Here is a 15534-nt window from a genome sequence, read left to right as displayed (position 1 = left end):
TTCACTCCGCGCGCCCGTTACGTCTCCTTCGCCGGCGCTCTCTTCGCCGGCACGCTGATCCCTTTCGTCGGTGCACAACTGGTGTCCGTCCCTGCAGCGGCGGGCGTCGCAAGCTTCACTGTCGCGCCCTGCATGATCAGCCTGTACGCACTGACCGAACGGCGCGCCCCCACGGAACGGGCCGCAGTCGCCATGACCATCCTCTGCGCCGGCGGCCCCGTCGGAACAGCAGATGGACAAGTCGTCTCAGGCAACCTGGCCCAGGCTCATGGCGACGAAGGCGCTCCTGGTCGTTCTCATCGTCGCAACGGGAGCACTCCTGCTCGCCGTCGCGGCGTTCCTGGGCGACCGACGGCGCGATATCTGGATCATCGACGCCGTGCCCGCGAAGGACCTGGTCGCCCAAGAACATCCAGGACAGCAACAGAACGCCCGCTGAACCAGGAGGAGGCATACCCGCACACGCCCTTCCGCCTCAGGGCATCCACCACAGGAGACACACGAGCCCACCCTCCCGGGGCCATGGCGTCGTCGTTGACGAAGAGTGGTCGACCTTGGCGGGAAGCCTTGGACCGGACGCCTGCGATGTTCGTTCACGCTCGCCCGGCTTCGCCGGGACGGCAGCTTCCGCGACCCCGCGGGCCCCGGTCCGGGTGTCAGGTGCCGGACCGGGGCCCGCAGGAGTACTGGGCGGATTCAGACATTCACCGTCACGGAGATCCTGCGGTCGCTGACGGAGCGGCCGGCCTGGATGTGGTACGCCCCGCGGGCTGAAGCCCATGAGCGGCTCGCCTCGTCCCAGACCTCGAATGCGCGACGCGAGATGTCGACGACGGCCTCGCAGGATTCGCCGGGCCGGGCCTCCACGACGGCGAAACCGGCGAGCCATCGTGCGGGGCGGTCGGCATCGTGCTGTGCCGGAGAGACGTAGACCTGCACCACCTCGCGCCCCGGCCGGTCGCCGCTGTTGCGCACGCGGACCTTGATCACGTTTTGGTGCACGTCGACGGACTCATAGCTCCAGGTGGTGTAGCCGAGTCCGTGGCCGAAGGGGTACGAGGGCATGCGACCGGCCCTTTCCCAGGCGCAGTAGCCGATGAACACGCCCTCGGTGTACCGCAGTTCGCCATTCTCCGGAACGACCCGGGTCACCGGGGCGTCGGCCAGACAGCCCCAGGTGGTGGGCAGGCGCCCGCCGGGCTCGTGGGTGCCGGTGAGAACGTCGGCGAGGGCGGCGCCGCCCTCCTGGCCGGGAAACCAGCTCAGCAGGACGGCGGCGACCTCGTGTCGCCAGGGCAGCTCCACCGGGGAACCGGAGTTGACGACCACGACCGTGTTGGGGTTGGCGGCCGCGACGGCATGGACCAGGTCGTCCTGGCGGCCGGGCAGGTGCAGGTCGGTGCGGTCGAAGCCTTCCGACTCCACGCGGTCGGTGGTGGCGACCACGACGACGGCCGTGTCGGACGCGCGTGCGGTTTCTACTGCCTCGGCGATCAGTTCGTCGGGGTCGCGTTGCGGCTCCTGGTGAGCGAGGCTGATGGTGATGTCCTCCCGGAGGTAGTCCCCCACAGCGACGCGGTGCGTGAGAGCGACCTCGACGGGCTCTCCAGCGGCGAGTTCCACCTGTGCGCGCGGGACGGGGGCGCTGAAGAAGCCCTCGAAGGGATCGTCCTCGTCGGGTGCCTGGACGCCGTCGAAGTACGTCACTCCGTCGACGGCCAGTCGGAACCCGCCTTTGCCCTTGATGCCCAGGGTGTGCCGGCCGGTGCTGCGCGGCGTGAAGATTCCGGTCAGTTCGAGTCGGTGGAGATTGTCGAACGAGACACCTTCCGGAAGGTCCGCGAACGACCAGTGGATCTGCCCGTTGGGCAGTTCGCTCGTCGCCAGGACCGTGCCGTCGGCATCGCGGCAGACGGCACGCAGGGCGAATCCCTTGTCGGCCGTGACCAGTTCCGTGTTCGGGTCGGCTCCCATCGTGTAGCGGAGCGTGCCCTCGGGCAGGACGCGGGTGAGCCCGTCGAGCGGGGAGACGACGTGGTCGGGGAAGACGGTGGCGGAGCCGCCGCCGAGAATGCGGGCGTCTTGGGCGGCGGCCCCGATCAGGGCGACCGTGCCGCCCGGTTTCAGCGGGAGGGCGCCCTCACTGTTCTTGACGAGAACGAAGGAGCGCCGGGCGATCTCCCGCGCCAGCTCGGCGCCGTCGACCGTCTCGGCCACCTGCCGGACGGCCGGTTCGGCGTCTTGCAGGGCGCCGACGCGGGCGGCCAGCCGCAGGACGTTGCGCACGGCCGCGTCGACGGTTGCTTCGGCGACCTCGCCGTCCTTGACCGCCTGGGCGAGGGCCTCGCCGTAGACGGTCCGCGGTCCGGGCATGGCCACGTCGAGGCCGCCGTTGACGGCGGCGACGGTCGCCCGGGCCGCGGTCCAGTCGGAGACGTTGACGCCGTCGAAGCCCCATTCGCCGCGCAGGACCTCGTTGACGAGGTGGTGGTGCTCACTCATCGTCGTGCCGTTGACCGAGTTGTAGGCGGTCATCACGCCCCAGGGGCGGGCGTTCTTGACGATCGCCTCGAACGGGGCCAGATACAGCTCACGCAGAGCGCGTTCGGGGATGAGGTTGTCGACGGTGAAGCGTTCGGTCTCGGCGTCGTTGCCCACGAAGTGTTTGACGGTGGTGGCGACGCCGCCGGACTGCACGCCGTTCACATAGGCGGAGCCGATCACTCCGGTGAGGTACGGGTCCTCGCTGTAGCACTCGAAGTGCCGCCCGCCGAGGGGAGAGCGGTGCAGGTTGACCGTGGGCGCGAGCAGGACATGGACGCCCTTGCGCCGGGCCTCCTGGGCGAGCAGCACACCGGCGCGGCGGGCCAGGCCGGGGTCCCAGGTGGCGGCGAGCGCAGTCGGTGAGGGCAGTGCGACGGACGGGTCGTCCGCGCTCCAGCGCACCCCGCGCACGCCTACCGGACCATCCGACATGACGAGCGAGGTCAGTCCGATCTCGGGGACGGGCGGCAACGACCACCGGTCCTGCCCGGCCAGGAGCCGGGTCTTGGTGTCCAGGTCGAGTCGGGCAAGGGCCCTCTCGACGGCCGTTTCCGTAGGGGCGTGGGCCTGGCTCACCGCGGCTTCTCCTCGGGGAAAGTCGTGGGCAGTGTGCATCTCGTGGTCAATCCGTAGGGTGCGCCGAAGGGGCGGGAAGAGACGTCCGGGGGCGTGTGTCAGCCCTTGACCGCGCCGGAGAGCATGCCGCGGATGAACTGCCTCTGGAAGAAGAGGTAGAGGACCACCACCGGCAGGCAGATGAGGACCGCGGCGGCCGCGAGCAGGTTCACGTGGACGAGGTAACGGCCGGAGAAGGCACCGAGTCCCAGCGTCATGGGCTGGTGGGAGGGATCCGAGACAAGGATCAGCGAGAGGAAGTAGTCGTTCCAGGTCCACATGAAGCTCAGCAGGACGAACGTGAGGACCGCGGGGCGGGCGATGGGCAGGTAGACCCGCCACAGCATGGTCCAGCTGTTGGCGCCGTCCATCTGCGCCGACTCTCCGATGCTCGGCGGGACGGCACGGAAGGCCGCGCGCATCCAGAACGCGCCGAAGCTGACGCCCATGCCGACATGGGCGAGGATGATGCCCTGGTAGGTGTCGGTCAGTCCCTGGGCCTGGAAGTCGTAGTAGAGGGGAACAATGATCGCTTCCATCGGGATCATGATGCCGAACAGCAGCACCGGGAAGAGGACCCTCTCCCCCACCACTCCCAGCACGCCGAAGGCGTAGCCGCTGAGGACGGCCAGAACCGTCGAGGCGGTCACCGCCGTGCCGGTGATGACGAGGCTGGACTTCAGGTACCCGGTGAAGCCGGCCTGCCGCCAGGCCTCGGCGAAGTTGGACCACTGCAGGTGACGGAGGTCGAGTGTGCCCGCGATGTCCGGGCTCACCGCGACTCCGAGGATCCACAGCACGGGGAAGAGGACGCCGACGGCGAGCAGGGTGAGGAACGTGTAGTTGAAGACCTTCTCCCGCTTGGAGATCATCGGTCCGCTCCTTCCGCCAGCTTGACGACGACGAGCGACACCAGCAGGGAGACCAGCGCCAGGACGACGCCGATGGCGCAGGCGGCGCCGACGTCCGGATTGGTGAAGGCTCGCTGGTAGAGGACCACGGTGGGGGTGATGGTGGACGTTCCGGGTCCTCCCTTGGTGGTGAGCCAGACGATGTCGAAGACCCGGATGGCGCCCAGCAGGGTGAGCGTCAGGACCACCGCGAGCTGTCCGCGCAGTCCGGGCAGGGTGACGGTGAAGAACTCCCGGACCGGGCCCGCGCCGTCCATGCGGGCGGCGTCGTAGAGCTCGCCGGGGATGGTGTGGGTTCCGGCGACGAACAGGACCATGCACAGTCCGTACGCCGCCCAGGTGCCGGCCAGGCCCAGGGCGGGCAGTGCCCAGGTGAAGTCGCCGAGCCAGCCGCGGGCCAGTCCGCCCAGACCCACCGCGGTGAGCACCGAGTTGAGGGGGCCGTCCGGTGCGTAGATCTGTTTCCACACCACGGCGACCACGGCCGGGGTGAGCACCTGGGGCAGGAAAATGACCGAACGGTAGAAGCCGGCGCCCCGTACGTCCTTGCGCGCCGTCAGGGCGGCACTGATCAGGCCGAGGATGATGGGCAGGACGGAGAAGAACAGGATGAAGAACAGCGTGTGGGTGACGGCCTGGCGCAGTGTTGCGTCCGTGAGGAAGCCGGTGTAGTTGGCGAGCCCGGCCCAGCTCGCGGACGTCACTCCGTCCCAGTGGTAGAACGACAGTTGCAGTCCCTGCCCCGCGGGGAGCAGGACGACGTACGCGTAGATCAGCAGCGCGGGTGCGAGGTAGGCGAGTCCCAGCAGGCGCCGGCGTCTGCGCGGGGAGCGCAGCCGGATGCCCGGCCTGCTCGGCGCGTCACGGTCGGCCGCGCCAGTGTCGGGGAGGGCCGTCCGGCTGGAGGATCTGTCCTTGACTGTGGCCATGCCTATTTCCCCAGGGTCTTGACGTAGGCGCGGGCGTCCCGGTCCGCGGCGGCCACGACGGCTTGCTCGCTGGTTTTACCGGCCAGCAGGCTCTGCATGGTGGTGTTGACGGTGGTGTAGAGCGTCGGGGTGGCCCAGTCCAGGTAGGGAACGGACGTGCCGTTGGTCGAAATGCCCTGCGCGATGGCCACGTCATCGGCCAGGAGGGGGTCCGCGCTGGGCGCTTTGACGTCCGGGTGCAGCAGCGGCATCGTCCCGTTCTCGACGGCCAGCTCGGCCGCCTGCTGTCCGGCGGCGAAGTTCAGGAAGGCTGCGGCGGCGTCGGCGTGCCTGGACTTCGAGGAGATGGAGAAGTTCGCCGCGGAGGAGGCTGTGGCCACCGGCTTGCCGCCGTCCGCGCGGGGCAGGACGAAGGAGCCGAAGTCCTTGGACTGGCCGGCCTTGAGGGGCAGCGAGCCGGAGTAGTCGAAGTGGAAGAGTCCACGGCCGTTGACGAAGGACTGGGCCGCGTCCGCGGAGGCTACACCGGCGAAGTCCTTGGCCAGATAGCCCTTGTCGAACCACTGCTTGAACGTGGACACCGCCTTGGGGAACCCGGTGCCGGTGATGGCGACGTCGTTGCGCGAGTAGACGAAGTCGGAGATCCTGCTCTGCTCGCCGAGGGCGTTCATCAGCGAGTAGAGCGTCTGGGTGACTCCGTTCTGGTCGGAGTTGCCGGCGACGATGGGGGTGATGCCGGCCGACTTGGCTTTGGCGAGGTCGGCTTGGAACTCGGCGAGCGTGGCCGGGACCCGCGCTCCGATCTTCTTCAGGAGCGAGCGGTTGTAGTAGACCTCGATCAGGGAGGCACGGGCGACCGGGGCGCCGAACATCGATCCGGTGCCCATCTGCTTGCCGTCGGCGGTGAATTCATGCTCGCTGAGGATGGACTGCGGGATGGACTGCTTCCATCCGTATGCCTTGGCGTAGCGGTCGAGGTTGAGCAGCAGTCCTCCGCGGACCAGGGTGCCCATGGACTGCCAGCCGTTGTTGGCCGGGACGATGTCCGGTGCGTTCGGGGACTTCAGTTTGAGCGGGAGAGCGGCCATCGCGTCGCCCCAGGCCATCGAGGTCCGCTTGACGGTGATGTCGGGGTATTGCTTCTCGAAGGCCTTGACCACGGCGGTCATCCATGCGTTGTCCGTGCCGCCGGAGAAGGTGTCCAGCACGTTCAGGGTGACCGTGCCCATGGCGGCCGGATCGGTGACGGCCGCGCCCTTTCCGGCACTGTTGGCTGAGCTTGCTCCGCTGGTGCCCGGCACACAGGCGGCGAGCAGCCCCGCCGCGGCCAAGGCCACGGCTCCGCCGGTGATCCGTCGGGTTCTCCTACTCGAGACCACGGGTGTCTCCTGTCCTCGATGTGTGCCCGAGAGCCCGGGTGGACCGAGCGTAAGCCAGGGCAGACCAATTAGTCCAGATTCATAAAGCTGGTTTGTTCATTCCACTTGTCAGACCAGTTTTGGTAGCGTTGAGGGTATGACGAGCGTGGAAGACACCAGGGCGGGGGCCGCCGTCGATCAGACCTACCGCCGGCTCAGCGACGCACTGCGCCGCGGGGTCTACAAGGCCGGAAGCCGGCTACCCGGAGAGCGTGACCTCGCCGTGGCCCTCGGCGTGAGCCGGTCCACCCTGCGCCTGGCGCTGAGCCGTCTCGCGGAGGAGAACAAACTCGAGCGGTCCTCGCAGCGCGGCTGGTTCGTCCGGCGCAATGTCGTCGGAGAACCGCCCAGCACGCTGCAGAGCTTCACCGAGATGGCGCAAGCCCGCGGACTGCGACCGCAGTCGAAGGTGCTCGAGCAGCGCGCCCGCTCCGCGACCTTCGAGGAAGCCGAGCAGCTGGGCATCGCCCCCGCCTCCCGCGTCCTGGACCTGCGTCGGCTGCGCAGCCTCGACGGGGTCCCGGTGTGTGTCGACTCCAGCGTCGTGGCCCTGACCGTCGCGCCCGGCCTGGCGGGGATCGACCTCACCGACCGCTCGTTGTACGAGACCCTGGAGCAGACGTGCGGCCTGCGCATTGCCCGCAGCTCCTACACCGTCCGCGCGGGCGCAGCTGACGAGGCCACCGCACAGCTGCTGGATATCGCAGCCGGGGACCCGGTGCTGATCGGAGAGGAACTCACCTACACCGACGACGGCTCACCGGTTCTGGCCGGCCGGATGGTCTACCGCAGCGACGCCTACCGCTTCCAGGCCGACCTGTTCCGCCCGCTCCCGTCGAGCTGAGGCTCGGTCAGCTGCCCTGGGTGTGCGTCGGGCCGCCGGGCGACACTCTCAGGTCGCCAGGAACTCCTTCGGCGGCAAGGTCGCCATGACCTGTTCCAGCACAGCGGCAGCCGTCTCCCGCTCGTGCAGCGCGACACCGGCTTCGCCGAGCGCGTCGAGCAGCGCACCCGCCACCGGTGGCAGTGATCCGCGTCGCAGTACCGCACCCGGGACGTGGGCGGGGAGTTGCGCGAGCAAGGCCTCGGCGACCGGGGACTCCGGCGCCATCAGCACCGATCCCGACAGCACAACACTCACCTCCCGGTCGGCTCCGATCAGTCCGGTGCGCCGTGCGGCCACTCCGGCGTACCGGGCGAAGTGCGCGCCCTGGGCGCGGACGATGTCCACGGCCACCGGATCACCCGCCGCGGCCACCGCGGTGACAACCCGCGCGCAACTGGTCCGCTCCCGCCCGGTGGCAGAGCTCTGACGTCGCGTCAGCCAGTGGTTGAGCGCTGCCACCGTGGGCCTGTCATAGTGCGCGAGCAGGGCCTCGGTCAGGGCGGTCCGCGGCCCGAGGTCCAGCTCCGCGAGGAAGACCGCGCGAAAGGCCTCGTTGGCCAGGCCGACGGCGCCCATGGCGTACTGCCCCCACCACCCCATGTCCCAGAGCTCGCCGGCGGCGCCGCGCGCTGCGATCGCCGCCGCCGTCCCTCCGGTCACCGAGATGCCCACCCCGGAGGGATTGCCGCACCGGATCGCGGCGTAGCCGTCGTTGAGGATGGTTCTCGCACCGAGAGTTCCCGGGCAGTGCCGTGTCAGCGCCTCGTCCCAGTACGCGCGGTCTTCGGGCCAGTCGATCCCGGCCAGCCGGAAGGCCGCGCCGGCGACGTCGGTGACGTCCGCCCCCGCCTGGGCGAGCGCGGTGCGCACCGCTGCCAGCACCTCCGCCACGGCGGCCTCGGGGGCGGGGGCACCGTAGATGTCTCCACAGCCCGCACGCCCTGCGCCCACCACCTCGCCCGAGGCGGTGGACACCAGAGCGGCGGTCTTGCTGTTGCCCCCGTCCACGCCCACATACAGCGCGGTCGGCGTGTGGGCCGTCTGTGCCCTGGTCACGGCAGCAGACGCTCCGGCAGCCAGGCGCGCTGGGCATGGGCCATCTCGGCGTACAGGGCCTCGGCGACCGGCAGCGACGGCACGAGCGGGTTGGCCGTCATCGCGCGCACGGCGTCCGCGACGCCCCCTTCCCAGCCGGCCTTGGCGGTGAGGATCTGGTACTCCGCCAGCTGTTGGGTGATGCCGAGGACGGAGTGCGGCAGCGGCTTCTGCGTCTCCGGGTGGAAGCCCTTGCCGTCCACCGTGCCCCACAGTTCGACGACGGTCGACTCCTCGAAGCCGGGCAGCCAGCCGCCCGTGTTGGTGATGTTGAAGGGCTGCCGGATCGGAGCGTCGTTGTAGTACGCGCTGATCGCGTCGATGGCCAGTTCCAGCTCGTGGATGCCACCACGGGAACGCTCCTGCTCCAACTGCGGGGCGTCGGAGTCCGCCTGCTCCCGGTAGTGGTCCCAGTAACCGGGCAGGGCTTCCATGATGATCTCCGAGCGGGTCTTCTCGGCCAGCTGCCGCTCGCGCAGGATCTCGTCGCGGAAGTAGTAGTAGTTGAAGTAGTCCGAAGGGATGGACTCCATCGCCACCGCCAGGTGCAGCGCCCGCAGGCCGTTGACGTCCTCGGTGGGCTTGTCCTTGAGCGCCTCGTAGCGTTCGCGCAGGATCGGGAAGGCGTCCTGCCCGTCGTAAGTGGCCTCATTGGACCAGCAGTTGTGGTTGATGCCGACCAGGTTGGCCTTGAGCTTGTCCGGGTCGAGCCCGGCGGCCTTGGCGACCACCGGAGGGAAGACGATCGGGCCCTCGCAGAAGGAGACGATCGGGATGTCGGTGTAGTCGGACACCGCCTGGGAGACGATGTTGACCGGGTTGGTGTAGTTGAAGATCCGGGCTCCCGGGGCGACCTCGGCGAGGTCGGCACAGAGGCTCTTGATGATCTGGATCGAGCGCAGCGCCATCATCATTCCGCCCGGCCCCTGCGTCTCCTGGCCGATGACGCCGTACTTGAGCGGGATGCGCTCATCCAGCGCGCGGGCCTCGAAACCGCCCGGACGGAAGCTGCTGAGCACCGCGTCGACGTCACGCAGGGCTTCGCGCTGGTTCGTGGACGTGGTGATGGTGACGTCGAGCCCCTGGTTGCGGGCCATGTTCCGGGTGAGCTTCTGGACCACGTCGAGCCGGTCCTGCTCAAGGTCGATCAGGACGAACTCGGAACCTTCGAACTCCTTGCCGTGGTGCATGAACGAGGCCATCGTTCCCGCCGCGCGGGAGGAGCCCCCGCCGAGGTAGGCGATCTTTACGCGAGCCATCGATCCTCCAGGATCTGTGGATGGGACATTGTCGATTGCGATGGGGGCGCGGTGTCAGAGCAACGCGAACGACGCGGAGGCGGCGACCGCCGACTGGTCCAGATAGAGCTGAGGTCGTGCGCATGCGGCGAAGACGGTGGCCGGCCAGTCGGCCTCGTATCCGGACGCCTGGGTGAGGCGGCGGACGGCCCGGCCCTTGTCACGGCCGTGCACGATCATCACCACGCGTCGCGAGAGCGAGCGGATGGTGTCCAGTCCGACGGTGACGCCGTGGTCGGGCACGTCCTCCAGCCCGCGGAAGGTCGGGAAGGTGGACAGGTTGTCGATCCGGGTCTGCTCCCCCAGCACAACCACTCTGGTGCGGGAGTCGACCGAGCTGCCGACCGGGTTGAAGGCGATATGTCCGTCCCCCGCCCCCGAGGCGAGCAGGAACAGGTCGATGCCGCCGGCCTCGGCGATCCGGCTGTCGTACGCCTCCGGATCACTGGGATCGGGCACCCACAGGCGATCCCGGGTGATACCCCGCCCCGGCCCCACGACCTGGTTCAACGGCTCCACTATTTCCTTCCGGCCGAAGCGGAGGCAGCTGTGGGGCAGTTCGGGGTCGATGAGCCGGTACCGCGAGCCGCGCGCGGGCGGCGCCACCGCTTCGATGTACTCGTCCATCATCACGATCACGACATGCCCGAGGTCGGTTCCCCGGGCCGCCACCACCTGTGTCAGCGCCCGGTAGGTGGTAAGCGCACTGCGGCCACCAGGACAGCCGAGGGCGTACGTGCGCCCCGCCTGGGCGGCCTCCTCGATCTCATCCGCGATCTCCACGGCGAGCCTGCGCCCCAGAGCCTCTGGGTCCGGGAAGACGATCGGCGAAACCCGCACAGAATGAACTCCTTCTCAGCCAGCCAGAGACTCCGGCGAACCAGTTACGCCAGCGATACTAGTGTGGTCTGACTGGTATGGGCAATGTCTCGTGCGGGCGCACCCCCCAGGGATCGCCCGGTCCGTCCGACCATCAACAATCAACCGATCGCACGGATGCACCCCTGACAGCCAGTACCGGCCGGTCACCGTCGCCCTGGCACCACGGGCCTCACCCCACCGCCCTGTACACGGGTCGGTGACGTTGGACGGTCTTGCAGGCCATACCCCCCGGGTGCAATAACCGGATCAACGAGCTCCTCTCGGTGCCGGCTCATGCCGTGCGTGAAACCGGTCACCGACGGTGGCGAAGCCGTGGACGAGATCGGCGATGACCATATGGGGCCCGCGAGTTCGCTCGACCACTCCATGCCCCACCTTGTGGTGGCGAGGTCCCCTTCTGCGACTCGCGGGATCCACACGGACCGGATGGCGTGGCTTGATAGGAGCGCGACATCGTTCGAATTGATGGGTGCCCGTCAGCCGGTCCTGCGGTTTCTCACTGAACGTGGAGGACCGGGCCAATGGTGATCTTCGGCGTCGACACCCACAAGCGCGACCACACGGCAGTCGCGGTTGACGAGCCCGGACACGAGCCCGGCAGTGACACAACTGGCACCACCAGCGCCGATCATCTGCGCAGAATCGTGGTCGTAGGAGGCGGGCAGTTGGGCTGCGGGTTGGGGCCGGTCTGACGGGCGCTCACGGTGACGCCTGCCCGGCCGAGTGCCTCGATCAGCGCGGTGCGGCCGAAGGCGTTGTGATCTGGACGGGGCAGGTCCTCAGGACGGGCTGCGTCCCGGCCGCGATCTGACCGGACACGGTGATCTTGGTGCCGTCCGAGGCCTTGACCGTGATGTTCGTCGTGGCGCCGGCGGCCACCGTCTTCACCTTGAAGTCGACGCTGTACGGCTTGACCTGCGGGCGCCAGAACATCTTGGCCGGGTGCCCGGCGGTGGTGGGGGTGGTGAGCAGGTCGATGAGGTTGTCGTTGATGATCAGCGGGGTGGGCTGCGGGTCCAGCTCCGGGGGCGTAAAGATCCTGGGATCGACGACGACGTCGCCCTGAACGCGGGCGATGCCTGCCGGGCGATCTGGTCCACACCGGCGAGCGGGTTCTCCGGGGTGAGCGTGGCGCCGGGCAGGTCGTTGGCGGACGTGTGGTCGACGTCGGTGTAGTCCACCGAACCGTCGGGCCTGGTCCGCCCGCCCATCGTCAGGTCGCCCTGGGCGACCAGTGCCAGGTTCCCCTTCAGTGTCGGTCCATGGGCCTGGCTGTGGTCCTCCAAGACCGGCGCCGCCCCGGCAGACGTGGATCTGTGGTGGCAGATGTTCCTCCGGAGATTCAATCTCGAGCACACCTTCAGGTTCGGAAAGCAAATCCCCGGCCGGACCACCCCGAAGGTCCCTACTCCCCAGGCCACAAACCGGTGGACATGGCTCGTGGTCGTCGCCCACACCCAGCTCCGCCTCGCCCGGCCGCTGGCCGCCGACCTCCGTCGGCCCTGGGAGAAGCCGGCCAAGCGCGATCGGCTCACCCCTGCCCGGGTCCGCGGGGGTTCAGGAACATCCGAGTCCACCTGCTCTGCCCGGCCCGTGTTCCCCAACCAAGCGGCACTGGTCCCGGACGACCGCCTGGGACCAAGAACCGCCATCCCGCACCCCGCTACGACGTCGGCAAGACCGTCAAACGCCCCGAGACCCTCAAGGCCATCGGCAAGCCCGGAAGATCTTGGTAGATAAAGAACAAGATCAGTGCGTGTTTCCGAACCCCGAACTGGAAGCTCAGTGGTTTGGTGGACGAACAGGATGGCTATGGGGCCGATCGGTGATGTGTCATGTGGCCGTCCGGCAATCAGCGCGCGACGCTGCGCATCAGTCCCTCAAGGTCGTGTTCGCCGGCCGGTGTTTGCGCGCCGTCCTGCAGGCCCCCGCTGATCAGGTGCTGAGCGGCCGGCCGGCTGAACGTGGAAGCCCAAGCCTCGTTCTCACGGAGGAGTCCTTCCTTGAAGTCATCGGCGGGCAGCGCGCTCTTGGCTGCTTCGATAACACCGTCGGGCAGCGCGGCGATATTCCGGGCGACACGGTCGACGTACCCGTCGAGCTCGTCGGCCGGCAGGGCCCGGTTGATCCATCCGTAGGACGCTGCGGTCTCGGCATCGAACAAGTCGGCGGTGAGAACCACCTCCAGTGCGCGGTTGCGACCCACGCGGTCCCGCAGGTACTGCGTTCCGCCTCCGCCGGGGATGATGCCCATCAGCGCTTCGATCTGACCGAGTCCAGCGGTCTCGATGGCGGCGAATGTCATGTCCGCTGCGGCCACGAATTCCGCCCCGCCTCCGCGGGCCTTCCCGGCGAGCTTCACGATGGTCACCTGGGGCTGGTGGCGGATCAGTTCGCCGATCGCCTGGAACACGTTGACGTCCGCTGGCGCGGAGGCGGCGAGTTCCTGTAGGACGTCCATCTCCTCCCCGATGTGCATGTCCACGTGAGCAATGAAGAATTCCGGGTCGGCGCTCGAGAAGACGATCACGCGGATGGAAGAATCGTCCTTGAAGCCCGTCAGCACCGTCCGCAGCTCGCGCATCATCGTCGTTCCGAGCGCGTTTACCGGGGGATTGTCGAGGACGATCCGGGCGACGCCGTGTTCGCTGCTCACGCGCAGGGTCGAGTAGGCATCGTTGGTCATGAGGTTCTCCGTTGATTACGGCTGGGCATGTAGGTTTGCGTGCGCCCAAAGATTGGATGACGTCGGCCTTTGCCTTGGGCGAGAAGTCGGGCACGAACAGGTGGCGGGCAGGCCTGCTTCGCGCGCTGCCCAGGCCACGGCCGCCCCGTGGTTGCCTCCCGACGCGCAGCAGACGCCGGGCTCGGGGCGCCATCTTCCGCAGCGCTCAGGACGGCGAGGGCGTTGGATGCGCCGCGGATTTTGAAGGAGCCGGTGTGCTGGAGGAATTCCAGCTTCAGCAGAACGGGGACGGGCACGCCCAATTCCCCGGCCGCCACCCGTATCACGGGTGTGCGGCGCACTATGTCGCGGATCCGGCTGGCCGCATCCGCGATGTCGTTGAGACGTCGGGCCGCGCGTAGCGAGCGCGCGGGACAGCCCCATGTCGAGGTCCGCGCTCAGCAGGACCTCCTTGTCCAGGACGGGCCCGGCCAGCACCTCGCCCAGCGGACCGATGATGCTGCTGCCACCCCGGGAGATGAGCTGCTCCGGGTCGTCGCCGTACGGCGTGAGGTGACCCGCCGGGAAGTCCCCCACACGCAGGCATTGGTTCGCCACCAGCACGAAGCACCGGCCCTCCATGGCGATGTGGCGCATAGTCGCGTGGTGGCTTTCCCTGCTGTCCGCTGTCAGCGCGCAGTACAGTCCGATGCCTTGCGCATACATGGCCATCCGCGTCGCGGGCATGAGGTTGTCCCAGCCGATCACGGCCCCGAGTCGGCCGAGCTTCGTGGGGTGCACATCAAGGGTTGTGCCATCGCCGAACCCCCAGATCATCCGCTCGGCGCCGGTAGGCATGCGCTTGCGCCGCTTCCCGCGGAAGGCTCCTGTGTCGGAGAAGAATAGGACCGTGCAGTAGAGCGTGCCGTATTCCCGTTCGACGACGCCGATGACCAGGTGTGTGCGGGCACCGGCCGCCAGTTGGGCCAGGCGGTCCGTGACCGGGCCGGGCACCTCCACGGCGCCGTTCCAGTACCGGGCGAACTCCTCTCGTCCGGCAGTGGTCCGGTCGCCCACCACTCCCCCGAACGCTGATCCCTTGGGGGACCCGCCGATGAATGCCTCAGGGAACACCACGAGATCCAGGTTCCGCTCGGCTGCCTCGGACAGCCACCGTCGCACGACGCGCAACGTGGCCACCGGATCGAACGGGACGGGGGCGGCCTGCACCGCGGCTGCCCGAACGACCCTCGCCGGGCCGGGGCCTGTGTCCGGGCTGTTGTACGTGCTGTCGTCACCGGTCATGGCTGTGAGAATTTGCCGGGTGCATGGTGAGCAGGTCAGCTAGGTCTACTCGGGTGAGGAACTCGCGGCGGATGCGGTCGGCGACGTTCGAGACCTCTTCGGAGCCGTCGTCGGCGGGGTCGATGTGGACCCGGTAGGGGCGCTGACCGGCGGGGAGCGCGACGATGCGGGCGATCTCGTCGGAGACCATGGAAGCATCCGCGCCCTGGGGGGCCAGGGCGGCCAGTTTCTGGGCGACCTGCTCCATGAGGCCGGGGTATTTCGTCTCGTACGCCGATTCGATCGCCTGGTCGGCGGGGTGGCCGGAGTGGGCGAAGTGGTTGGTGCCGCTGGTGAACGAGCCCGGCACCACGATGGAGGTCTCCACGCCCCAGCGGGCCAGTTCGGCGGCGTAGCTGACGGCGAGGGAGTCCATGGCGGCCTTGGCGGCGAAGTACGGAGCCAGGTACGGCGGGGTGCCGCCCTTGACGCTGGAGCTGGACACCCAGATCACCAGGCCCTTGCCCGCTGCGCGCAGGTGCGGCAGGACGGCGCGGTTGACGCGCTGGGTGGAGAGGACGTTGATGTCGTAAAGCTCGGCGAGCTGTTCGGGGGTGAACGCCTCGGCTGGTCCGGTGACCATGTGCCCGGCGTTGTGGATCAGTACGTCGACGCGGCCGTGTTCGGTGAGGATCTGGTCGGTCGCGGCGTTGACGGAATCCTGGGAGTTGACGTCGAGCTCGATGGCGCGTAGGTCGACGCCGTGCTGGGCACTGTAGTCGGCGGCGGCCCGGACCTGCGGAGCGTTGCGGGTGTCGGTCTGGCGCATGCCGGCGTAGATGGTGTTGCCGGTGTCGGCGAGGGCGCGGGCGGTCAGGGCACCGAAGCCGCTGGAGGCGCCGGTGATCACGACGATGTTCTTCATGTGAGTTCTCTCCTGGGGAATGGGTTCCCGGGCGAGGGGACGGGGGCGGCGAGACGGGTGTCGGGAGGCAGGGGAAGGGCTG

Annotated in this window: 15 protein-coding genes and 2 pseudogenes; 4 read left to right on the top strand and 13 right to left on the bottom strand. The window is 68.6% G+C overall.

The genetic code is table 11. The features are described from left to right. Nucleotides 1-232: 232 nt before the first annotated feature. Nucleotides 233-439, top strand: a complete 207-nt coding sequence (locus tag GRC12_RS12250) for a hypothetical protein (RefSeq protein WP_208779257.1) — start codon at nucleotides 233-235, stop codon at nucleotides 437-439. Nucleotides 440-696: 257 nt separating this feature from the next. On the opposite strand, the gene GRC12_RS12245 is transcribed toward GRC12_RS12250, so the two are convergent. The 4 genes from GRC12_RS12245 to GRC12_RS12230 are packed head-to-tail and all read right to left on the bottom strand — an operon-like array spanning nucleotide 697 to nucleotide 6378. Beyond that, entirely contained in the window at nucleotides 697-3159 is a 2463-nt protein-coding gene (locus GRC12_RS12245) for a glycoside hydrolase family 3 C-terminal domain-containing protein (RefSeq protein ID WP_208779256.1), read from the bottom strand. 59 nt (nucleotides 3160-3218) lie between these two features. Beyond that, nucleotides 3219-4031, bottom strand: a complete 813-nt coding sequence (locus tag GRC12_RS12240; RefSeq protein ID WP_208779255.1) for a carbohydrate ABC transporter permease — start codon at nucleotides 4029-4031, stop codon at nucleotides 3219-3221. Continuing rightward, entirely contained in the window at nucleotides 4028-4999 is a 972-nt protein-coding gene (locus GRC12_RS12235; RefSeq protein WP_208779254.1) for a carbohydrate ABC transporter permease, read from the bottom strand. Before GRC12_RS12235 ends, GRC12_RS12240 begins: the two co-directional genes overlap by 4 nt. Nucleotides 5000-5001: 2 nt before the next feature. Next, nucleotides 5002-6378, bottom strand: coding sequence for an ABC transporter substrate-binding protein (locus GRC12_RS12230; RefSeq protein ID WP_208779253.1), 1377 nt, complete (start codon nucleotides 6376-6378; stop codon nucleotides 5002-5004). A 136-nt stretch (nucleotides 6379-6514) separates the two neighbouring features. Here GRC12_RS12230 and GRC12_RS12225 point away from each other — a divergent pair, with 136 nt between their 5' ends. Next, on the top strand, nucleotides 6515-7261 hold the full coding sequence (locus GRC12_RS12225; RefSeq protein ID WP_208779252.1) for a GntR family transcriptional regulator: 747 nt from the start codon (nucleotides 6515-6517) through the stop codon (nucleotides 7259-7261). A gap of 48 nt (nucleotides 7262-7309) precedes the next feature. Here the strand turns inward: GRC12_RS12225 and GRC12_RS12220 are convergent, their stop codons facing one another. From GRC12_RS12220 to GRC12_RS12210, 3 genes are read right to left on the bottom strand one after another with little or no spacing between them, the layout of a single operon-like run. Further along, nucleotides 7310-8359 carry a BadF/BadG/BcrA/BcrD ATPase family protein gene (locus GRC12_RS12220; protein WP_208779251.1) on the bottom strand — a complete coding sequence of 350 codons (1050 nt, stop codon included), beginning with the start codon at nucleotides 8357-8359 and terminating at the stop codon, nucleotides 7310-7312. Next, the gene (locus tag GRC12_RS12215) at nucleotides 8356-9657 is read right to left on the bottom strand and encodes a family 4 glycosyl hydrolase (RefSeq protein ID WP_208779250.1); all 1302 of its coding nucleotides are present in this window, start codon (nucleotides 9655-9657) and stop codon (nucleotides 8356-8358) included. The genes GRC12_RS12220 and GRC12_RS12215 overlap by 4 nt, the downstream gene beginning before the upstream one ends. Nucleotides 9658-9711: 54 nt before the next feature. Then, a complete protein-coding gene (locus GRC12_RS12210) occupies nucleotides 9712-10536 on the bottom strand; it encodes a 6-phosphogluconolactonase (RefSeq protein ID WP_208779249.1) in 825 nt (274 codons plus the stop codon). A gap of 563 nt (nucleotides 10537-11099) precedes the next feature. Here GRC12_RS12210 and GRC12_RS12205 point away from each other — a divergent pair. Continuing rightward, nucleotides 11100-11270, top strand: a complete 171-nt coding sequence (locus tag GRC12_RS12205) for a hypothetical protein (protein ID WP_208779248.1) — start codon at nucleotides 11100-11102, stop codon at nucleotides 11268-11270. A 40-nt stretch (nucleotides 11271-11310) separates the two neighbouring features. Here the strand turns inward: GRC12_RS12205 and GRC12_RS12200 are convergent, their stop codons facing one another. Together GRC12_RS12200 and GRC12_RS12195 are read right to left on the bottom strand one after the other, a co-directional pair. After that, nucleotides 11311-11511 carry a hypothetical protein gene (locus GRC12_RS12200; protein WP_208779247.1) on the bottom strand — a complete coding sequence of 67 codons (201 nt, stop codon included), beginning with the start codon at nucleotides 11509-11511 and terminating at the stop codon, nucleotides 11311-11313. Nucleotides 11512-11573: 62 nt separating this feature from the next. Continuing rightward, the gene (locus tag GRC12_RS12195) at nucleotides 11574-11864 is read right to left on the bottom strand and encodes a hypothetical protein (protein WP_208779246.1); all 291 of its coding nucleotides are present in this window, start codon (nucleotides 11862-11864) and stop codon (nucleotides 11574-11576) included. On the opposite strand from GRC12_RS12195, the pseudogene GRC12_RS45495 reads away from it, so the two are divergent. Next, nucleotides 11848-12314: pseudogene (locus GRC12_RS45495) on the top strand (NF041680 family putative transposase); the annotation flags it as partial. The gene GRC12_RS12195 and the pseudogene GRC12_RS45495 sit on opposite strands and share 17 nt — an antisense overlap. 116 nt (nucleotides 12315-12430) lie before the next feature. Here GRC12_RS45495 and GRC12_RS12190 read toward each other — a convergent pair. The 4 genes and pseudogenes from GRC12_RS12190 to GRC12_RS12175 all read right to left on the bottom strand — a co-directional run bounded on the left by GRC12_RS12190 (nucleotide 12431) and on the right by GRC12_RS12175 (nucleotide 15452). Next, entirely contained in the window at nucleotides 12431-13264 is an 834-nt protein-coding gene (locus GRC12_RS12190) for an enoyl-CoA hydratase/isomerase family protein (protein WP_208779245.1), read from the bottom strand. Continuing rightward, a complete protein-coding gene (locus tag GRC12_RS12185; protein ID WP_308286537.1) occupies nucleotides 13261-13560 on the bottom strand; it encodes a hypothetical protein in 300 nt (99 codons plus the stop codon). Before GRC12_RS12185 ends, GRC12_RS12190 begins: the two co-directional genes overlap by 4 nt. 166 nt (nucleotides 13561-13726) lie before the next feature. Next, nucleotides 13727-14548: pseudogene (locus GRC12_RS12180) on the bottom strand (nitrilase-related carbon-nitrogen hydrolase); the annotation flags it as partial. Next, complete coding sequence (locus GRC12_RS12175; protein WP_208779244.1) at nucleotides 14538-15452, bottom strand: SDR family oxidoreductase; 915 nt, start codon at nucleotides 15450-15452, stop codon at nucleotides 14538-14540. The pseudogene GRC12_RS12180 and the gene GRC12_RS12175, both read right to left, overlap by 11 nt. Nucleotides 15453-15534 lie beyond the last annotated feature (82 nt).

Origin of the sequence: Streptomyces griseorubiginosus (genome assembly GCF_017614965.1) — a bacterium.
Lineage (GTDB): Bacteria > Actinomycetota > Actinomycetes > Streptomycetales > Streptomycetaceae > Streptomyces > Streptomyces griseorubiginosus_B.
Note: the sequence above shows the minus strand (reverse complement) of the source record. Positions and strands in the feature narration are given on the sequence as shown.